19 protein-coding genes and 1 tRNA gene are annotated in these 18,447 nt (G+C 52.5%); 5 read left to right on the top strand and 15 right to left on the bottom strand.

The features are described 5' to 3' along the window. Nucleotides 1–184: 184 nt before the first annotated feature. Genes KJB30_RS11050 through larB form a run of 3 tightly spaced genes read right to left on the bottom strand, consistent with a single transcriptional unit; the run spans nucleotide 185 to nucleotide 3,377 of the window. On the bottom strand, nucleotides 185–1,447 hold the full coding sequence (locus tag KJB30_RS11050; protein ID WP_214299120.1) for a competence/damage-inducible protein A: 1,263 nt from the start codon (nucleotides 1,445–1,447) through the stop codon (nucleotides 185–187). Beyond that, a complete protein-coding gene (larC, locus tag KJB30_RS11045; RefSeq protein ID WP_214299118.1) occupies nucleotides 1,444–2,625 on the bottom strand; it encodes a nickel pincer cofactor biosynthesis protein LarC in 1,182 nt (393 codons plus the stop codon). The genes KJB30_RS11050 and larC overlap by 4 nt, the downstream gene beginning before the upstream one ends. Nucleotides 2,626–2,627: 2 nt before the next feature. Beyond that, on the bottom strand, nucleotides 2,628–3,377 hold the full coding sequence (gene larB / locus KJB30_RS11040) for a nickel pincer cofactor biosynthesis protein LarB (protein ID WP_214299116.1): 750 nt from the start codon (nucleotides 3,375–3,377) through the stop codon (nucleotides 2,628–2,630). A 108-nt stretch (nucleotides 3,378–3,485) separates the two neighbouring features. Here larB and KJB30_RS11035 point away from each other — a divergent pair, with 108 nt between their 5' ends. Beyond that, a complete protein-coding gene (locus KJB30_RS11035; protein ID WP_214299256.1) occupies nucleotides 3,486–4,769 on the top strand; it encodes a 3-isopropylmalate dehydratase large subunit in 1,284 nt (427 codons plus the stop codon). 105 nt (nucleotides 4,770–4,874) lie between these two features. Further along, nucleotides 4,875–5,402, top strand: a complete 528-nt coding sequence (locus tag KJB30_RS11030) for a 3-isopropylmalate dehydratase small subunit (RefSeq protein WP_214299114.1) — start codon at nucleotides 4,875–4,877, stop codon at nucleotides 5,400–5,402. A 107-nt stretch (nucleotides 5,403–5,509) separates the two neighbouring features. On the opposite strand, the gene KJB30_RS11025 is transcribed toward KJB30_RS11030, so the two are convergent. Together KJB30_RS11025 and KJB30_RS11020 are read right to left on the bottom strand one after the other, a co-directional pair. Beyond that, a complete protein-coding gene (locus KJB30_RS11025) occupies nucleotides 5,510–6,514 on the bottom strand; it encodes a DUF3187 family protein (protein WP_214299112.1) in 1,005 nt (334 codons plus the stop codon). Further along, nucleotides 6,507–8,201: a methyl-accepting chemotaxis protein gene (locus tag KJB30_RS11020; RefSeq protein WP_214299111.1), complete on the bottom strand. Its 1,695-nt coding sequence runs from the start codon at nucleotides 8,199–8,201 to the stop codon at nucleotides 6,507–6,509. The genes KJB30_RS11025 and KJB30_RS11020 overlap by 8 nt, the downstream gene beginning before the upstream one ends. 232 nt (nucleotides 8,202–8,433) lie before the next feature. Between KJB30_RS11020 and KJB30_RS11015 the strand changes: the two genes are divergently transcribed. Continuing rightward, nucleotides 8,434–8,622: a twin-arginine translocase TatA/TatE family subunit gene (locus tag KJB30_RS11015; RefSeq protein ID WP_214299110.1), complete on the top strand. Its 189-nt coding sequence runs from the start codon at nucleotides 8,434–8,436 to the stop codon at nucleotides 8,620–8,622. A gap of 78 nt (nucleotides 8,623–8,700) precedes the next feature. Here the strand turns inward: KJB30_RS11015 and KJB30_RS11010 are convergent, their stop codons facing one another. The 8 genes from KJB30_RS11010 to serS all read right to left on the bottom strand — a co-directional run bounded on the left by KJB30_RS11010 (nucleotide 8,701) and on the right by serS (nucleotide 14,436). Further along, nucleotides 8,701–10,005, bottom strand: coding sequence for a pyridoxal phosphate-dependent aminotransferase (locus KJB30_RS11010; RefSeq protein ID WP_214299109.1), 1,305 nt, complete (start codon nucleotides 10,003–10,005; stop codon nucleotides 8,701–8,703). A 40-nt stretch (nucleotides 10,006–10,045) separates the two neighbouring features. Continuing rightward, nucleotides 10,046–10,618: an SH3 domain-containing protein gene (locus KJB30_RS11005; RefSeq protein WP_214299108.1), complete on the bottom strand. Its 573-nt coding sequence runs from the start codon at nucleotides 10,616–10,618 to the stop codon at nucleotides 10,046–10,048. Between the two features lie 72 nt (nucleotides 10,619–10,690). Further along, nucleotides 10,691–11,158, bottom strand: coding sequence for a WbuC family cupin fold metalloprotein (locus KJB30_RS11000; protein WP_214299107.1), 468 nt, complete (start codon nucleotides 11,156–11,158; stop codon nucleotides 10,691–10,693). Then, nucleotides 11,158–11,511 carry a VOC family protein gene (locus KJB30_RS10995; RefSeq protein ID WP_214299106.1) on the bottom strand — a complete coding sequence of 118 codons (354 nt, stop codon included), beginning with the start codon at nucleotides 11,509–11,511 and terminating at the stop codon, nucleotides 11,158–11,160. The genes KJB30_RS11000 and KJB30_RS10995 overlap by 1 nt, the downstream gene beginning before the upstream one ends. 27 nt (nucleotides 11,512–11,538) lie before the next feature. Next, nucleotides 11,539–12,561 (bottom strand): uroporphyrinogen decarboxylase, encoded by a 1,023-nt coding sequence (gene hemE, locus KJB30_RS10990; RefSeq protein ID WP_214299105.1) that lies wholly within the window; start codon nucleotides 12,559–12,561, stop codon nucleotides 11,539–11,541. 165 nt (nucleotides 12,562–12,726) lie between these two features. Then, nucleotides 12,727–12,945, bottom strand: a complete 219-nt coding sequence (locus tag KJB30_RS10985; protein ID WP_281415610.1) for an RNA-binding S4 domain-containing protein — start codon at nucleotides 12,943–12,945, stop codon at nucleotides 12,727–12,729. A 71-nt stretch (nucleotides 12,946–13,016) separates the two neighbouring features. Continuing rightward, nucleotides 13,017–13,104: transfer RNA gene (locus KJB30_RS10980), tRNA-Ser, on the bottom strand. 63 nt (nucleotides 13,105–13,167) lie between these two features. Continuing rightward, on the bottom strand, nucleotides 13,168–14,436 hold the full coding sequence (gene serS, locus KJB30_RS10975; protein WP_214299104.1) for a serine--tRNA ligase: 1,269 nt from the start codon (nucleotides 14,434–14,436) through the stop codon (nucleotides 13,168–13,170). An 80-nt stretch (nucleotides 14,437–14,516) separates the two neighbouring features. Here serS and KJB30_RS10970 point away from each other — a divergent pair, with 80 nt between their 5' ends. After that, nucleotides 14,517–15,539 carry a CapA family protein gene (locus KJB30_RS10970; protein ID WP_214299103.1) on the top strand — a complete coding sequence of 341 codons (1,023 nt, stop codon included), beginning with the start codon at nucleotides 14,517–14,519 and terminating at the stop codon, nucleotides 15,537–15,539. Next, nucleotides 15,514–17,238 (top strand): B12-binding domain-containing radical SAM protein, encoded by a 1,725-nt coding sequence (locus KJB30_RS10965; RefSeq protein WP_246545638.1) that lies wholly within the window; start codon nucleotides 15,514–15,516, stop codon nucleotides 17,236–17,238. The genes KJB30_RS10970 and KJB30_RS10965 overlap by 26 nt, the downstream gene beginning before the upstream one ends. A gap of 38 nt (nucleotides 17,239–17,276) precedes the next feature. Here KJB30_RS10965 and KJB30_RS10960 read toward each other — a convergent pair whose 3' ends face one another. After that, entirely contained in the window at nucleotides 17,277–17,519 is a 243-nt protein-coding gene (locus KJB30_RS10960; protein WP_214299102.1) for a DUF4911 domain-containing protein, read from the bottom strand. Continuing rightward, a complete protein-coding gene (locus KJB30_RS10955) occupies nucleotides 17,516–18,418 on the bottom strand; it encodes a polysaccharide deacetylase family protein (RefSeq protein WP_214299101.1) in 903 nt (300 codons plus the stop codon). Before KJB30_RS10955 ends, KJB30_RS10960 begins: the two co-directional genes overlap by 4 nt. Between the last annotated feature and the right edge of the window lie 29 nt (nucleotides 18,419–18,447).

Genomic DNA, 18,447 nt, shown 5'->3' with positions numbered 1-18,447 from the left:
GCTCTGTTAATTGAATAAAGGGGTAGAAAAATAGCATAGAGAGCCGTTTTTCCGCAAGGATTTATCTTCAGGACCCCTGTCAGTGATCCTGTGCTGTGGGGGAGTGAGGCGGGGTTGAGAACGGACTTCGGGAGAGCGTTAACAGCAGCAGAGGGATTTCCCCTGAAGGACAGGAGACACGTTGTCACTGATTCTTGCTCTGGCCCCTCATCAGCAGATAGCGTCTCAACCAATCCAGCGCTGTCCAAGTGGTAATGGTGCGTATTTCCTCGCGACTTCCGCCAAACTGGAAGCGTTTGGTCCAGCACCCGTCCGGCGCGGCCAGAGAGATATAAACCGTGCCGACCGGCTTTTCTTCCGTGCCCCCTTCCGGCCCGGCTATGCCGGTCACCGACAATGCCAGGTCGCTGCCTGCCGCCTCTCGCATGCCTTTGGCCATGGCCGAGGCGACCTCGCTGCTGACAGCCCCATTTTCCACCAAAAGTGTACTTTCCACATCCAGGCGGCTTGTTTTGGCGGAGTTGCTGTAGGTGACTGCCCCCTCCAGAAAGTAAGCAGAGCTGCCAGGTTCTGCGGTGATGGAAGCGGAGATCATACCGCCAGTGCATGACTCCGCCAGGGCAAGCGTCAGCCCCTGCTGTCGAAAAAGCGAGGCCACGGTCTCGCCCAAGGTTTCATCTCCCACAGAAAAGATAAATTCACCGACTCTTTGTCGCACCGCCTGTACAGCAGGCTTCAGGAGCGCCTGAGCAGTTTCCCTGCTGTCCCCTTCAGCCCGTAACGTGATACGCATGGCGGGGTAGGTCACGCAGATGCTCATCTGCAAGCCGGCTTCAGGGCGGGCGACCCCTGACAGCAGTTGATCAACCTCTGCTTCACACGTCCCGAAAAGATTGAAGACATCAGTACAGATACCACGCTTTCTACTTACCCGCTCCTCCAAAAAGGGGATTACCGTCTCAGCCAGCATAGGCCTCATCTCTCCAGGCACTCCGGGCAGGAAGAACATGAAACAGCCGTTGTGCATCAGGTGAAATCCGCAGGCAGTGCCGGTAGGGTTATGAATCAGGGTGGTCTTTGAAGGGATCAGTGCCTGCTTGTCGTTGAGCGGGCAAACGACCAGGCTGGCCAGCTTGCCTGACATGTTCCGGATATGGCTGCTGGCCTCTTCGTTCAGTATGAGCCTGCGTGCAGTGGCACGAGCCACGGCATGGGTGGTAAGATCATCAGCTGTAGGGCCAAGGCCACCGGTGGCAATAATCGCATCACTAATGTGCGCCAGATCCTCCAGTGCCGCTATGATATCCAGCTCGTTGTCGCCTACCGTCAGATGCCGCTGCACCCGCAGCCCCTTATCCAGAAGAGCCGCTGCAATAGCGGCTGCATTGCTGTCAACAATCTGGCCGGTGATCAGTTCATCCCCAATGCTCAAAGTAGAGATTCTCATGCCGTGTGCTCTCGCTCCAATTCAAATGAGGATACAACCCGCATCACCTCCTGCAAGGGAATGGATTGTTCCCGGGCAATCCTTCGGCAGTCCTCGTATTCGGGTGTGCACCGCAACAGACGACCATCATCAAAAATCAGCTTGAATCGGAGCATTCCGAAAGGCGTAGCTCTTTCCTCGATTTGCCGTTCCAGGACCATCCTTCCGGCAGGATAGTGACGTAGCCCGATGGCCGAAGTCTCAGTCAGCAGCAAGCGGGACAACCTGTTGAGCGATTCCGGACGGCAAATAAAAGAGAGCTTCACCCCGGGACGGTTCTTCTTCATCTGGATCGGCATGAAGAATACATCCAACGCCCCTTCCTCCTGCAGCAGATCCATCACATGCCCCAGCACTTCTGCCGTAGAATCATCGATGTTGCTTTCAACAACGATCACCTCGTCGCCTCCATTTCCCGAGCTTTGGCCGAAAAATGTCCTCAGAATATTGGGGCAATCGCTGAAATCCTTGCTGCCTGCACCGCAGCCGACCTTGGTCAAGGTCATCGCGGGGCGAGTGCCTGGGACGGTCACCAGGGCCGCGATAATCGCCGCTCCGGTTGGTGTAACCCTTTCCCCCTCAGCGAAGGCAGTATGCACAGTCAGCCCCCTTAGCAGCTCAGCCGTTGCCGGGGCTGGCACCGGCAGCCTTCCATGGGCGGTTTCCACGAATCCTCCTCCCAGCGGCAGAGGGGAAGCATGGACAGCCTCCACACCGAGATAGTCGAGACAGATAGCTGTCCCAACGATATCCACGATAGAGTCGACCGCCCCGACTTCGTGAAAATGCACCTGATCCACGGCCACGCCGTGTACCAGTGCCTCAGCTTCGGCCAGACGGCGAAAAATGCGGCGCGCGGTTTCCTTGGCATGATCAGTCAGAGAACTTTCCGCGATCATTGTGTCGATGCCGCTGTAGTGACGGTGGATATGATGATCATGCACCTCCACGTCAAACTTCAGCGCAGCCACGTGCCGCCGCTCGGTACGCTGGCTGGAAAGCGTGTAGGAGCCAGAAGGAAGCGCCAGCTTGGCCAATTCTGCCTTCAGATACTCCAGCGGCACCCCCAGATCCAGCAGGGCACCCACGGTCATATCGCCGGAAATACCGGCGTAGCAGTCGAAATATACGATTTTCATGTTCACATCCTGTTGATCAGATTGGCAGCACAGGCCGCGCCGAAACCGTTATCGATATTGACCACTGTCACGCCGGCTGCACATGAATTGAGCATTCCCAGCAGCGCGGCTATGCCGCCAAAGGCAGCACCATAGCCGATGGAGGTCGGCACGGCAATCACGGGCTTGTCAACAAGCCCCCCCACCACCGAAGGGAGCGCCCCCTCCATGCCTGCCACCACAATAAGTACCGAGGCGGCACAGAGCTGTTCACGCCGTGCCAGCAGACGGTGTATGCCGGCAACCCCCACATCATAGATATGGTCTGCCCGGTTTCCCAAGAATCGTGCCGTAATAAGAGCCTCAGCCGCCACGGGAAGATCCGAGGTTCCGGCCGACACGACAAGGATGGTTCCCCGGCAGTTCTGTTCAACCGATTTCTGTTCCAGAGTCAGGCAGCGAGCCTCCTCATAATGTACTGCCGTCGGGAATTGGATACATATCTCCCCGGCCTTGACACTATCAAGCCGCGTCACCAGGACATTGCTCCCTTTGTCGGTCATGGCCCTCATGATCTGTGCGATCTGCAGTGCAGTCTTGCCTTCGCCGAAAATTACTTCGGGCATGCCCTGGCGTAACTCCCGGTGATGATCCACCTGGGCACATCCCACATCCTGAGAAGGAAAGTGTCGCAGTTGTTCCAGTGCCTCGTCAACCGGAGTATCCCCTCCCTTGACAGCTTGAAGCAGAATTTTAAGCTGATCAGGATTCATCGCTTCTCCTTCCTGCCATTGTGACATAATCAAACATTTGTTCACCCGTTTACATCATTCTCTAATTCTGCTACAAACGTTTAATACTGCATTAAGAGAGGTATGAACATGGGAAAAACCACTGCTGAAAAGATTTTCGAAGCACATCTTGTTGATGAGCCCTTCCCCGGCACAAAAGTGCTCAGGCTCGACGTTGTTCTCTGTCACGAAATTACTACCCCCATCGCCATTGATGACCTGATTCGTCGCAACAAGGACCGTGTATTTGACGTGTCCAAGATAAAGGCCGTCATTGACCATGTCACTCCCAGCAAGGATACCAAGACAGCCACACAGGCCAAGATCCTGCGCGACTGGGCTCGCCGCCACGGCATCAAGGACTTCTTCGATGTAGGGGCTAATGGCGTCTGCCACGCTCTGTTTCCCGAGCGGGGCTTCATCCGTCCCGGCAATACCGTTATAATGGGAGATTCCCACACCTGCACCCACGGTGCTTTCGGCGCGTTCGCCGCCGGCATCGGCACAACCGACCTGGAGGTCGGCATTCTCAAGGGAGTCTGCGCCTTCCGTCAGCCCAAAACGATTCGGTTCAATATCAATGGGCAACTGCCTGCCGGTGTTTACGCCAAGGATGTTATCCTGCACATCATCGGGCAGATCGGCGTCAATGGTGCCACTGACCGGGTTATGGAGTTCCACGGCCCGGCAATCGACGCCATGAGCATGGAATCACGCATGACCCTGTGCAACATGGCCATCGAAGCTGGTGGCACTTCCGGTATCTGCATGCCGGATATGACCACTGTGGAGTACCTGTGGCCCTTCATCCAGAATGAGTTCGCCTCCAAAGAGGCTGCACTGGCTGAATACTCCAAATGGGTAGCCGATGCTGACGCAGAGTATGAAAAAGTAATCGAAATTGACACTGCTACCCTTCAGCCGACTGTCACCTTCGGCTACAAGCCGGACCAGGTCAAGACCATCTCCGAAATTGCCGGCACTCCGGTTGACCAGATTTATCTCGGTTCCTGCACCAACGGCCGCATCGAGGACCTCCGCATTGCAGCCCAGATTCTCAAAGGTCACAAACTCGCCTCCACGGTACGAGGCATCCTTTCTCCGGCCACCCCTAAAGTGTATCAGGAAGCTCTCAAAGAGGGGCTGATCGATATCTTCATGGAAGCCGGCTTCTGTGTAACTAATCCCACCTGCGGCGCCTGCCTCGGCATGTCCAATGGCGTACTGGCAGAAGGCGAAGTCTGCGCATCCACCACCAACCGCAATTTCATGGGCAGAATGGGCAAAGGGGGCATGGTACACCTGATGTCACCTGCAACGGCAGCGGCCACAGCCATTGAGGGCAAGATCGCAGACCCGAGGAAGTACTTGTAGTCAAATCCCCCTGCCCCCTTTGACAAAGAGACCCAAAGGGCCTAATGGGATTGAGGGGATTTAATTGCAAACAAAACCAATTCGACATGTAATAGGAGTCTTTATATGAAAACATTCGGAGGCCCTGTCCTCTTCCTCGACCGTTCCGACATCAATACCGATGAAATCATTCCGGCCAAGTACCTGACTGAAATCACCAAGGAAGACTTGAAACCATACATCCTGGAAGACCTGAAGCTGCCTGGATTCGACCCCAAGGGGCCGAAGACAAGGAATGCCCGCGTGATCGTCTCCCGCGCTAATTTCGGTTGCGGCTCCTCACGCGAACATGCTCCCTGGGTTTTCGAAGTCAACGGCATTACTGCAGTGATTGGGGAATCCTTTGCCCGCATTTTTCGCCAGAACATGTTCAACTGCGGCATGGCTGCCATTGAACTGCCCAAGGCCGATCTTGACCTGATCTTCTCCCACGCCCAGGACGATGATGCCGCCGTGAACATCGATATCGAGGGTGGGAAGTTGACCATGTCCGGTGGTGGAAAGGAAAAAACCTTCAACTTCGAGATATCTCCCTTTGACAAGGCTCTTGTACTGGCAGGTGGCTGGGTGGATTACGCGGACCAGAAATATTAAGGAAAGATAGTTTCTTCATAGCCTAACAAGAAAGCCCTCCTGTTGCCGGGAGGGCTTTCTTATTTTGCATTTATGTATTCCGGCCGTTGTTTCTCTGCCGGACACCTTCAAAACTTATGGCTCAGACCGAGATGGAAAGCCACATCAGGCGCGGTCGCGACAGCCACGTCCTCTGAAACGCCGATATCCAGCAGATATTCTCCAGGCAGCTTCAAGGCTCCTCCTGAAATAAGCATCAGCGAATTGGAAGAAATCTCGTCCAGAGAACTGCCGCGGTAGAAAGCTGTGTGCCCGTTGAGCTGGAACTTGAAAGAAATCCATTCTGCCGGCCCCCAGCCTATTCCCAACGAACCGAAAGCCGCCAGATTTTTCTGCTGATCCCGCAAAACATCACCATCGCTCATCGCCATACCACCCAGAGAGCCGAAAAGGCCAAGGCTGCCCCACTCGGTAAAGTTGTTCATTGCGCCGCACAGCGAAAGTGTAAAATCAGTGCTGCCACTGCCCCGCAATGACGAGCTCTCACCTGTGGGGAACTTGAGCGATGTTCTCAGTGCAAGCTGGTCATGGGAATTACTGTCGCGCCCTTCGTACAGATTCATACCGCCGGAGAGGATAATATCTCCAATACCGGAACCGGCCTTACTCATGCTTAGCTTGCGCACCCCGTCCTTTTCGTAGAAAAAATTCAGCCGATCTCTGGGTGCGGAATCACGCCCCCCCTGGGGCAAGCCGAAAACCTTGTGCCAGTCAACAATAAAACTATCCAGAAATCCCCCGCCATACACGACATAGGGTATTTCAAGCCCCGCCTCAAAACGTTCGCCAATTCCGTAACGTGCTGCAAGGGTCCAGCGATAGGATTCTCCATCGAGATTGATTCGTTCCCTGGTCGTTCTTGAGGTTGTGTAGTTGCTGGCAATGTCCTGTGTAAGATTCACCGTGAGCCGACCTGCTGGAGTTATTGCAGCCGATGACTCGCCAGGCAGACCATAAATCTGCACCAATGGGTTCTGATTAACCGTGCGGAAAGGGGTGATCTCCATGTCCTCAGCCAGGCAAGGCGCAGTCAAACTGCAGATCAGGATCAGAACCAGTACGAGCCTAGTCATAGTTGAGCGAGTCATCATCAAGTGTCACCGTTGTCCCGGTACGAAAATTGTCAATCAGTATGGTCAGAGTTTTTACACCACCCAATATCTTCTTGCTGTCAGCCGCATTAGAGGCGATCAGCTCTTCAACTCTGCCTACTGCATCCACAGCCTGCCTTACTACGGAAATGTGACCACCTGCCTCCTCTTTGAGCTCACGGGTCCGATCGTTATCTTCCATGACACTTTTCAGGTAGAGACGGTTCCCCTTGGCTTGTTCCTGAGCAGAAGTATTGATGCGGTGAGCCACCTCACGCATTTGTTCCAGATTTTTTACGATCTGGCTGGTGCCTGTCTGCTGATGCTCAGTGGCAACGGTAATCTGCTGGACCCGCTCAAGATTTTTCTCAGCTTCCTGGGTAATGCGCTGGAAAGCAATTGACTGTTCGGCAGTTTCACTGGCAATGCGGGCTACCATCTGTGATGCTTCCTCAGCGCTCTTATCGATAGTCACCAATGCATCATTGGCCATGCTCGATATTTTTACCCCTTCCTTAACCTTCTCTTTTCCCTGGGAAATTGAGCGTTGCACCGCAGCAGTTTCCTTCTTGATATTGCGAACGAGCTCTTCAATCTCCTTGGTCGAAGCTGAAGTTCTGTGTGCCAGAGAACGCACCTCTTCAGCAACTACGGCAAAAGCTTTACCGCGTTCACCTGCCTGGGCAGCAATGATGGATGCGTTCAGCGACAGCAGATTAGTTTGCTCAACCACATCCTGGATGATATTCAGAAATTCCCCCACTCGTACCGAGTGCCGAGAGAGATGACCTATAGATTCAAACGATTCATCACTGCTTTTAACAATTTCCTGCATGGCTTGCATGGTGTCAGCCATGCTTCTCAATCCCTGCTGCGCCTGGTCACGCACGCTTCCGGAAGCCGCAGCACCTCGTTCGGAATTTTCTCGCACGTTTGTTTGAGAGGCACTGATCTGATTAATAGCAGCCACTGTCTGTTCAGTGGAAATTGCAAGGCCTCGTATATTGCCAGCTGTCTCTTGGGTAGCACGTGCCATCTCTTCAATAGAACTGGAGGTTTCTATGACAAAGGAAGAATACTGATTGATATTTTCGGCAATGGTGTCCGTTGTTGCACTCATTTCAGCTGAAATAGAAGCACGTTCCTCAGTTCGATTTGACAACTCATCTATTTCAGCGATTACCTTGGCAAAGGCCTTACTCATATTTTCCATTGCAAACACTGCATCCTTGACTTGGGCAACCTCTTTGTCATCACCGGTCAGCATGTTGTGTATGATCAGCTTGAGCTGTTCTTCGGCAGAAATAACCTGATCCATCAACTGCTGACGCTCCTTGCGACGCGACTCAACGACATTGATAATCAGGTCGTCGAAAGAGTTCAAGGCCTTGATGTCATCACGTTCATTTTCAAAGGCTGAAATATCCTCCTTCAACTGGAGGCTGGCAACCACGGCTGCCTGGCTAGTTCTAATGCCAGCAATGACCTGAGTCAGATAGCTGATGCAGATCAGGGAACCGGCTAAAGCAACACAAATGACGCCAGTGATCGGCAGTGTCCCACTTCCATTAGCAAAGAGCAGCACACTGACAACTATGCCAAGGCATAATGGTAAAATCACCATTCTTTTGCGTAACGCGGAAAGACTTGTGTAATACGTGGCTGACATGACGGCCCCTTCACCCAAAAATATCACTGCTTGTATCATGCTGACTGAACAGTGTCAATGAAACAGGGTTTTTCAAAGTTCATTTTTAGCTTAAATGTCGGCATGTTCCGCAACGAAAGCAACCACCGACAGAGGAGGAATATGAGTGGGTAATCACCGTTGCAGGGAAGCTTGATTTTTAAACGTGCCAATGCGATACTGATTTAAATTAAGATCCTACAGGAGGACATAAATGTTTGGATTTGGCATGCCCGAACTGATCATCATACTGGTTATAGTTCTGGTGGTATTTGGCGCCGGCAGGCTTCCGGAGATCGGTGGCGCACTGGGCAAAAGTATCCGCAACTTCAAAAAGGCATCGGATGGTAAGGACGAGATTGAGATCACGCCAAAGAGCGAGGATTCCGACAAGAAGTCCTGACGTCAAAATCAAGACAGAAAAAGGGGGAAAGGCAGCAGCCTTTCCCCCTTTTTATTTGACTGCAGGAAAGCATCAGGTTTATGACGCCAGATACTCACCTATTTTCTCAGCCAGGGTACTGTAAATTCTGCGACATTCATTCTCGTCCTTTTCCAGCAAGGTTACCCGGAAACCCTGCAGCGGTGTTGAAAATGAAGAGAGCGGAACGATACAGATGCCGGTAGCAGCCAGGATATGATATACAAAGCGCTTGTCAGGTGATACCCCAGGCTGGTTGACCAGACCGTCGACCAGTGCTTTGACCTCCGCATTAGCGATCGGAATCGACTGGCGATTGTTCAGCAACCCTTCCTTGAAAGCCACAGCCATATAAAAAGCCCCATTCGTACGGTTGACCTGCAGGGCCGGCACCTGACTTAAAAAATCATAGGTAATGTTGCTCATCTTTTCATAGCCGGCAATGCGTTCTGCGAGATAGGACGCGTATTCCGGATGACCCACGATGGCCGGGATCACCGCCTGAGGCAGGGTTGTGGAGCATACTTCATTCATTTTGCCGGTCAGGATCAGGTTAATATACTTACGGAACTGTTCGTCCTTGTGACCGTTATATACCTCAATCCAGCCACAGCGTGACCCGGGCCAAGGGAATTCCTTTGAAATACCCTTCAGGGAAATGGCCGGCACGTCACCGATCACATCGCTAATGTGTACCGTCTTCTCGCCATTATAGACAATGTTTATATAGACCTCGTCGGCTATGATGAAGAGATCGTTTTCGCGGGCAATGGCCACGATCTCCCGCAGAGCCTCTTCGGTGTAGACCATACCGGTAGGGTTGTCAGGATTGATGATCATGATCGCACAGATGTTGGGGTTATACTTTATGTGATTACGTATGTCCTCCAGATCCGGATACCAGTTGTCATCGGCCTTTAGTTTGAACAGGGCCGGCGCGGCATGGGCATGCCCAACTTCCCCCAGGGTGTGGGTGGTGTACGAAGGCGACGGCATCAGTACACGTGCCTCTGCACGCAGGGCACCGTATATTTTAGCGATTGCGTCTCCCAGACCATTAAAGAAAATAATGTCATCCGGCGTTATCTGTGCCCCGCCGCGACTGTTGGTAATCTCACAGATGAACTCGCGGGTTTCCAATATACCCCGGGTATGACAGTAGCCCCAGGTTGTATTGTCCATGACCGCCTTGGAGACGATCTCCTTCATCCATGTGGGAATGAATTCGCCTTTGACAATGGGATCGCCGATATTTTCCCAGTTGATTTTGACACCATGCGCTTGGAGTTTCTCAGCCACATTGACGATATTCCTGATTTCGTAGGTCATCTCCCCGGTCCCGGGGCGCACCAGTTCAGTTCTCATTGCCTGCACCTCATTCTATTGTATGGATACCTTAAACATCTTATCGGGATGCTTTTTCCAAACCGACCAGAAGCCTGCCATCCTCATCCCGCCAGCGCAGCCAGCCGAGGTTCTTCTGGTCAGCCATCACCATCAGCCAGTCTCCCTCAACCCTGAGTACTTTGAAGATCTGCCGGGGAGTGACACTTGTCATGATTTCAGTTCCAGGCTGCTTGCAAAGCTGATAGAACCGCTTCTGCAATCCCGGCAAGGAATGTATGAATTGTCCTTTAAAGTAGAGACTCCAGGGAAGAAATTTACCTCTGCTTCCCGGGGAAAGCCATGCCTCACGGCCGGCATCGTCGTAGGTAACCTGCAGCCACTTTTCCTTGCGAGCCATCACAATGAAGGGCACGGTATGGCTGTTTGAGCCAAAGATCCATTCCTGGGAAGGGGGCTTGGAGATATTGAGTTGTCCTATGCGGGAAAGAGCCGGCTCTTCATACAGGTACAACGGCTCTGACCCTTCAGAAGCAATTGACAGCTGCAAAACGCCGATACCGGTGTATGGACGCATCTTAGGAATAGCCGCAACAGGAGGAGATGCCGGAAGTACAGACGGGAAGACCACCATGAACAATATCAGTATTCCACAAATGAAGCCGACATACCGGTTTCTAATCTGACACGCCCTCAACATACCCGCTTAGCCAAACAATCCACGGAGTTTTTCCAGATAGAGCTGCACGGAAGTTTCATCATCAGCTGGGGCCCAGAAAGCTTTTTCCTCATCCAGTAACGGCAGATAGGGACCTGCCTTGACTTCGTAAAAAACAGTGCCAGGCTCCAGACTAACTGCGGTGTGGTAGTTTCCGCTGGGGATATCGGCTGCCAGGTTGCCACTGTCGCGAGAAAGTTCAACCAATTCGGTCAAACCGCCATCATCAGCAAACATAATGACACCCAAGCGACCTTTCATGATGATAAAAGCTTCATCTTTTTCGGGGTCCAGATGCCGGTGGGGGCGGATGTAGGAGTCAGGCTCGATTGCGTTCAGCAAGCGATGGCAGCGGGATTCGTCGGAGGGGTGAATGTTGTGGTTCATGCGCAGACGTGGCGATACCCGCGCCTCACTGGTAACCTGCTGCAGAAGGTCGCCGGTGACGACCTTCATTACCTGTCTACCAGAGCAATCTGATTACCATCGGAATCTGCTATCACTGCCATCTTGCCCCAGGGACTTGACTCAAGCTGTTCCACGAACTGAACCCTTCCAGCCTTAAGAACATTGCACAGTTCCTCGATCTTATCCACCTTGAGAGTAATCCCTGTATGTCGGCCTACCAGCTTGCGCGCTTCATCCTGCAGCGCCAGGGCTACCCCCAGAGTTGTCGAGGCACCGGGAAGAAATTCTATTAACATCTCCGTCTGGCCAGCGACCGGCAGACCGAGCAAGTCGGCATAGAAAGTTTTCGCCTTGGCCAGATCAGTGACAAAGATGACGATATTTTTCATTGAAATCAACATGGAGCTCCTTGGGCGCAGCTTTGGCCTTTATTTTTGTGAAAGCCGGTGCACACATTCGACCATGAATTTTGCGTTTTCGGGCGGTACAGTCGGCAGAATGCCATGTCCAAGATTAAAGATAAGCCCAGGGCGCCCTGCATTCTCATCCAGAATGCGCTGGACCTCTCGCTCAATGATTTCTCTGGAGGCATACAGTACGGTGGGATCAAGGTTACCCTGAACCGCCATCTCTGCGTTAAGAATATCGCGCGCCGAGCCCAGGTTGACATGCCAATCCAGACCCATAACGTCTCCGCCCGCCTTTTTGACTGTGTCCAGCATGGTACCGGCGCCTTTGACGAAATGTATCACCGGAGTTTCCACCCGGTTAAGACCATTGATCAGCTTGGTAGTATAGGGAAGCACATAGCGCTCGTAATCGGCGGGGGAAAGAATGCCGCCCCAGGTATCAAAGATCTGGATACACTGGGCACCCGCCTTGATCTGGGCATTCAGGTACTCCATGCTCATCATCGTGATTTTTTCCATCAGGGCTGCATAAACCTCAGGTGCAGCATACATCATGCGCTTGATCTGGGCAAAATCCTTGGACCCCTTTCCTTCAACCATGTAGCAGGCAAGGGTGAAAGGTGCTCCACCAAAACCGATCAAAGGGACCTTGGTGGCCAATTCCCGCCTGAGAATTTTGAGGGTTTCCAGCACGTAAGGTACATCCTGTTCCATCTGGGGGATACGCAGTTTTTCAACATCCGCCATGGTACGAATGGGACTTTCAAAAACCGGACCAGGCACAAAATCCAGTTTCATTCCCATCGGTTCAACCGGAGTAAGGATATCGGAGAAAAGAATGGCTGCGTCAACACCCAGAATATCCACGGGCTGGAGGGTAACTTCGGCGGCTAGTTCAGGTGTTTTGCATAATTCCAGAAAAGTACACTTGGAGCGTACAGCCATGTATTCAGGCAGATAGCGACCCGCCTGGCGCATCAGCCACACTGGCGTGCGGTCAACAGGTTTTCCCCAGCAGGCATCTAAAAAGCGTGTGTTCATGTCGGTCTCCTGAATGCGGTGCGCAGTGCCAGAAAACATCGGCGTGGCGTTCCGTGTGAAATATGATTTAACAAAAAAGATTGAAATTGTAGTTCCATACGGCCGAAAAAGTCAATGCATTTGAGGCGTGGCACAGCTCACTACACCAGACTGCCAGGCCCTCTGTTATAAGTCTATCCGTTCAACCCTGAATTCATATCCACCCACGGATGCAGTATCGCCCGGATACAACTTGCGGCCTCGACGCAACTCCACCTCACCATTAACCCGTACAAGACCATCTGCAATGACAATTTTAGCTTCGCCGCCGGAACCGACGACATTAACCGCCTTGAGCAGGCTGTCCAATTTAATGTATTCGGTCGTTATTTCAAACTCCATCATTATTCCTCCCGTAGCGACCATCTAATAAAAAACAAGGGGGCAACCGGTGTGGCTGCCCCCTTGGCAATATCTGGCGGAAGAGGTGAGATTCGAACTCACGGAGCTGTTACACTCGGCGGTTTTCAAGACCGCTGCCTTAAACCACTCGGCCACCCTTCCAGATTTGAGTTTTAATATATAGCACAGTAATTTTAAAAATTCAAAGATTAACAGCAGTCCCTATCAGGCAATCCGTTCCAGCCCGCCCATATAGGGCCTTAAGACTTCCGGAATAAGCACCGAACCATCTTCCTGCTGGTAGTTTTCAAGAATAGCTACAAGGGTGCGTCCAACCGCCAACCCGGAACCATTGAGGGTATGGACGAATTCCGGCTTGGATTTCTCATCTTCCCTGAAACGGATACCGGCACGACGAGCCTGGAAATCGCCAAAGGTACTGCATGAAGAGATTTCACGATAGCAGCTCTGCCCCGGCAGCCAAACCTCGAGATCATAGGTTTTGGCTGCGGAAAAGCCGATATCACCACTACACAGCGCCATGACGCGGTAGGGAAGCTCCAGCAGTTCCAATACTTTTGCAGCATTAGCGGTGAGCTTTTCCAACTCTGCATCGGATTCCGAAGGATGGGTAAATTTGACCAGTTCCACCTTGTTGAACTGATGCTGGCGAATCAAGCCCCTGGTGTCTTTTCCATATGAGCCGGCTTCACGCCTAAAACAGGGGGTATGGGCTGCATAGCAGATGGGAAGATCGCTTTTTCTGAGGATCTCGCCGCGGTGGATATTGGTAACCGGCACCTCAGCAGTCGGAATCAGGTAAAATTCAGGATCTCTCAGCGTGAAGAGGTCGTCGGCAAACTTGGGCAGCTGGCCGGTTCCGATCATGCTCTCCCGGTTGACGAGAAAAGGGGGCAAAACTTCCTGGTAGCCATGCTGCTCAGTATGGAGGTCAAGCATGAAACTGATCAAGGCCCGCTCAAGCCGCGCACCTGCACCACGATAGAGGGTAAAACGGGCGCCCGTCAGTTTGGCACCCCTCTCAAAATCCAGAATACCGAGAGATTCACCTATCTCCCAGTGCGGCTTGGCGGAAAAACTGAGCTGCCGCGGATCCCCCCAACTGCGAACGATAACATTGTCATCCTCGGATGCCCCCACCGGTGTTGCGGCTGCAGGCAGATTAGGAACCGTCAGCATGAACATCTGAAGCTCATCATCCACCAGCTTGAGTTCCTCGTCCATTGCCTTGATCTTCTGGGACACTTCACGCATTTCGAGAATTTTGTCCTGAGCCTGGCTCTTGTCCTTGATGCGGGCAATTTCCTCGGAGGCGGCATTTCGCATCGCCTTCAACGACTCACTATCGCGGAGCAGAGCACGGCGTTTTTCATCCAGATGGCGGAATCCTTCAAGGTAAGCCTCACCACCGCGGGTACGCAGCCGACGCTCGGCCTCTTCCAGGTTTTCACGGATAAATTTCATGTCAAGCATCTGAAAACACCTTTATTTTTGATGGTTAAGAGTGTATTTATTAGCATTACCAACGCCTTTTCGTCAAATCAAAAGAACCCATGAAGCTTCGTGCGCTCCCCATAGCTACATACATCATCATTCTTGTTCTGCAATTGCCTGCAGCAGCGGAAGAGATCGTTATCAATGCTGTTGGTGACATCATGCTGGCCGGCCGCTGGACAGCGGAGATCAGAAAAAAAGGATACGATTTTCCCTTTGCCGCCACTTCGGCCGAACTGGCCCAGGGTGATATCAACCTGGCTAATCTCGAATCACCCATCTCCCGTAGAGGTCAGGAATTCACACAGAAGAAGTTTCGTTTCCGCGCAGAACCGGCGGTAGCCAAGGCATTACGTACAGCCGGCTTCAATCTGGTCACCCTTGCGAATAATCACAGTATGGATTTCGGTGGTGATGCGCTAAGCGAAACCTTGCAACACCTCGAATCGGCAGGTGTCGCCTGGATCGGTGCAGGAGAAAACCTCGGCGAAGCGCGCAAACGGGCGGTCTATACTGTTAAAAACAAGAAAATTGCTTTTCTTGGATATTCATTGACCCAACCGATTGAGTTCTATGCAGGCAGCAGTCGCCCCGGCACAACCCCCGGATGGGAAAAGGTCTACACTGAAGACATTGCTCGAGCACGTCGCGAAGCTGATTATGTGGTCGTCTCCTTTCATTGGGGCGCCGAAGGAAGCACTGCGGCAAGTCCCTACCAGCGCACGGCCGCCCATAAAGCCATCGACGCCGGTGCAGACGCGGTTATTGGGCATCACCCCCATGTATTGCAAGGAATGGAGCGCTATAAGAAAGGTATCATTTTCTACAGCCTGGGAAATTTTGCCTTTGCCAGCACCAGCACAACAGCCGATTTCGGCGCACTTCTACGCCTCCGCTTCAACGAAACATCCCGTGAAGCTGAAATTTTGCCGCTGGATGTGCTAGCCAGCAGAGTTCGCTTTCAGCCCCGGGTTTTGACCGAAAATAAAGCCGCTGCTGTCATCGACAAACTGAACCTTCTCTCGGCACCATTCAATACGGAGATCCAGAACCGGAATGGCCGGTACGTTCTCCCCTTCTGACATGAAACTACTTCTCACTACTCTGCATGCCAAATATTCCCATGCCTCGCTGGCACTTCCCTGCCTTGCTACCTGTTGTCGCGACCTTTCCGGGATAGAAACCGTGATACGCGAATGGACTGTCAATGAACCTCGTGAACAGATTTTGCGGCAGATAATAGCGGAACGGGCCGATATAATCGGCTTCTCCTGCTATATCTGGAATATCGAGCCGACTCTGCAGCTTATTTCAGACATTAAAAAAATTGCTGCTGACACCATCATTATTCTCGGCGGCCCTGAAGCTTCCTTCAATGTCTTTGAGCTGATGCATGACAATTCGGCAGTGGATTTCGTGGTCAAAGGAGAGGGAGAAAAGGTTTTCAGAAAATTGCTGGAAACGGTGCTTGCTCGGCACATTGCTCCTCCAGAAAGTACCAAAGAGATAGAGAATCTGTTTTCGCGGGAGGATGGCGACATTGTCAGCGGTCCGCTCAGCACGGCCACTGTGGAACTGGACAGCATTCCATCTCCCTTCAAGGCCGGACTCGTGGAGTTGAGCAAGCCGCTTATCTACTATGAAACCTCCCGCGGATGCCCGTTCTCCTGTGCCTTTTGCCTCTCCTCAGTAGAAGGAACGGTACGCTCCTTCTCGCCCCAGCGCATAGAATCCGACCTGCTTTTCCTGATGGATCGGAATATTGCCCAAATAAAACTGGTTGATCGAACATTCAACTACGATGCCAGGCGAGCCGATCAAATCTGGGAGTTCATTCTCGAGCACAACCAGGGCAGCCACTTCCATTTCGAGATTGCTGCTGACCTGCTGACTGGTGACAATCTGGAACTGTTGCGCCGGGTCCCGCCTGACACTTTTCGCTTTGAGATCGGTGTGCAGTCCACCTCCCCGGGCACACTTCAGAGCGTAGCCCGCAAAGCTGATCTGGTCCGCATCTGCGACAATGTCAAACGCCTTCGAAATGAAACAGAGGTGGAGCTGCATCTGGATCTCGTTGCCGGCCTGCCCGGCGAAGATTACAACGGATTGCTTGCTTCTCTGCAAGTGGTTGCCGACCTGAACCCCCACGTCATTCAGATCGAACCACTCAAGGTCCTCAAGGGATCACCCATGCGGGAAATTGCCCGACGCGAAGGCTACCGCTACTCCGACTCCCCTCCCTACACCATCCTTGGCACGCCTTGGCTCTCTTTCGATGACATCTGCCGTATCGTGACAATTGGCCGACTGCTGGACCTGTTTCATAATCACGGAGGATTCAAACACGCGCTGCACTTCATGCAGCAGCGTATGAGCCTTAGCGAATTCCTCGACACCATCTCACGCAGGAGCGCCGGTGAAAATCTCTCCGGCCGCAATACCCGCCGGATATATGAGCTGTTTGCACACCTGGCAGATCCGTTGCTGTCCGAAGCAGAACGTCATCAGCTGCATGACGCGCTCTTTTTCGACTACTGCTGCAGTGAAATGCCCCTGCAGGGAAAGCTGCCTGCCTTCATTGGCGACCGTCAGGAGTGTGCCTGGCCCAGTCGCCGTGAGTTGCCCGATGGACTGGAGCTGCCGGAAGGTAGCCGAATCAAGATTTTCACTTTCAGTTTTCTGAAGGATTATCGTGGGGATAAATGGCAGGAAGGACCAGCGGCGGTTACATTTGTGTATGCATCCGTCGCCGGAGATGGGTTGCGGATCATTGTTGCATAAGAGAGCCAGTTGCTGCTGGCTGGATTCTTTTACAATATCTATTCCCTATCAGCAAAGGGAGAGTCCCTGTCATCCCACTCAACCGGCTCCATCGTCACCTGACTTCCCAAATCTGCCAGAAGTGCGTCCATGTCTTTTACAAAACCTGGCATGATCGCGATGCGAATGATGCCGACTTTATTATCAACAGTACTCATTACATTCATCCCTTCATAGGCTTCCAGGATGAATTTGAGATAAACCATGTCACGATGGTTGACTTTAAAATAGCGACAGATCATGAAACCTCAGCCCCCTGAATGGCAACCTTTCCAACTCTTCCTGGGAATTCCCCCAGGAACAACTCACAAGCTGGCGCGTCCATTACATTTTCCGCCACCTTTCCCAACGTAATGCAACGGATGCCGGCAGAAGCAACCCGTTCCAGCATCCGCACAAAGTAAGGTCGCATCCTGCCCCCCTCCAACTCGGCCTGAATAGTCATGACATTGATGCCCTCTTTCAAGTTATCCATATAGTAGTCATCAAGATTTTCGGGGGCGATACCGTTTGCACCAAGCAGCTCATCAGCGGTCGGCAGAGTGGTTGGAATCTGCAGAGTACGGAAGCGGCGACCTGCCATAACCGGATAGAAGGGATGGGTCCCACGACCATCGCTGCAATAGTCCAATCGCAAGACATCCTGTACTTCCAGTGAATCGGGAGAGACCATCCAGCCAGGCGCAGCGCAGGTAGTGGCCCAGTGCCCAACAATTTCTTCGAACAACCCGAAAGCCCTGCCCAATTCAAGGGCGGTCAGGTGTTTGGGAAGCCAGGGGAGGTAGTCGTGCCATTTCACATGGTCCCAGCAGTGGATTCCCATTTCGTGCCCCAGGCGTTTAGCCTCGCATAATACATCGGGAAAGGCTTCAGCAATCATCGGCGCCGGCAGGAGAGTACCATAGAGCATCGTTTTCAGATTATACTTTCTGGAAGAATTATTGCTGATCAGCTTCTTTAAAAACCCTTTGCAGGTGAAGATACGGCGGATCGCCTTGCCGGTATTATCCGGTCCAAGGGAAAAGTAGAAAGTAGCCTTTATACCGAAACGGGCCATGTCCTCCAAAAGGCGCGGGACTCCATCACGCGTACCGGCATACGTGTCCACATCAACCTTGAATGCAAGTATTTTTTCAGCCATGCATCACGTCCCTGCCACAGAAAAGTCAA

The sequence above is a fragment of the Pelotalea chapellei genome (assembly GCF_018531195.1).
Classification (GTDB): Bacteria; Desulfobacterota; Desulfuromonadia; order Geobacterales; family Pseudopelobacteraceae; genus Pelotalea; species Pelotalea chapellei.
Note: the sequence above shows the minus strand (reverse complement) of the source record. Positions and strands in the feature narration are given on the sequence as shown.

Bases quoted from the DNA above. Each gene is read 5' to 3' on its own strand.
- KJB30_RS11050 (WP_214299120.1), bottom strand. From the start codon at position 1,447: ATGAGAATCTCTACTTTGAGCATTGGGGATGAACTGATCACCGGCCAG.
- larC (WP_214299118.1), bottom strand. From the start codon at position 2,625: ATGAAAATCGTATATTTCGACTGCTACGCCGGTATTTCCGGCGATATG.
- larB (WP_214299116.1), bottom strand. From the start codon at position 3,377: ATGAATCCTGATCAGCTTAAAATTCTGCTTCAAGCTGTCAAGGGAGGG.
- KJB30_RS11035 (WP_214299256.1), top strand. From the start codon at position 3,486: ATGGGAAAAACCACTGCTGAAAAGATTTTCGAAGCACATCTTGTTGAT.
- KJB30_RS11030 (WP_214299114.1), top strand. From the start codon at position 4,875: ATGAAAACATTCGGAGGCCCTGTCCTCTTCCTCGACCGTTCCGACATC.
- KJB30_RS11025 (WP_214299112.1), bottom strand. From the start codon at position 6,514: ATGACTAGGCTCGTACTGGTTCTGATCCTGATCTGCAGTTTGACTGCG.
- KJB30_RS11020 (WP_214299111.1), bottom strand. From the start codon at position 8,201: ATGTCAGCCACGTATTACACAAGTCTTTCCGCGTTACGCAAAAGAATG.
- KJB30_RS11015 (WP_214299110.1), top strand. From the start codon at position 8,434: ATGTTTGGATTTGGCATGCCCGAACTGATCATCATACTGGTTATAGTT.
- KJB30_RS11010 (WP_214299109.1), bottom strand. From the start codon at position 10,005: ATGAGAACTGAACTGGTGCGCCCCGGGACCGGGGAGATGACCTACGAA.
- KJB30_RS11005 (WP_214299108.1), bottom strand. From the start codon at position 10,618: ATGGTGGTCTTCCCGTCTGTACTTCCGGCATCTCCTCCTGTTGCGGCT.
- KJB30_RS11000 (WP_214299107.1), bottom strand. From the start codon at position 11,158: ATGAAGGTCGTCACCGGCGACCTTCTGCAGCAGGTTACCAGTGAGGCG.
- KJB30_RS10995 (WP_214299106.1), bottom strand. From the start codon at position 11,511: ATGTTGATTTCAATGAAAAATATCGTCATCTTTGTCACTGATCTGGCC.
- hemE (WP_214299105.1), bottom strand. From the start codon at position 12,561: ATGAACACACGCTTTTTAGATGCCTGCTGGGGAAAACCTGTTGACCGC.
- KJB30_RS10985 (WP_281415610.1), bottom strand. From the start codon at position 12,945: ATGATGGAGTTTGAAATAACGACCGAATACATTAAATTGGACAGCCTG.
- serS (WP_214299104.1), bottom strand. From the start codon at position 14,436: ATGCTTGACATGAAATTTATCCGTGAAAACCTGGAAGAGGCCGAGCGT.
- KJB30_RS10970 (WP_214299103.1), top strand. From the start codon at position 14,517: ATGAAGCTTCGTGCGCTCCCCATAGCTACATACATCATCATTCTTGTT.
- KJB30_RS10965 (WP_246545638.1), top strand. From the start codon at position 15,514: ATGGCCGGTACGTTCTCCCCTTCTGACATGAAACTACTTCTCACTACT.
- KJB30_RS10960 (WP_214299102.1), bottom strand. From the start codon at position 17,519: ATGATCTGTCGCTATTTTAAAGTCAACCATCGTGACATGGTTTATCTC.
- KJB30_RS10955 (WP_214299101.1), bottom strand. From the start codon at position 18,418: ATGGCTGAAAAAATACTTGCATTCAAGGTTGATGTGGACACGTATGCC.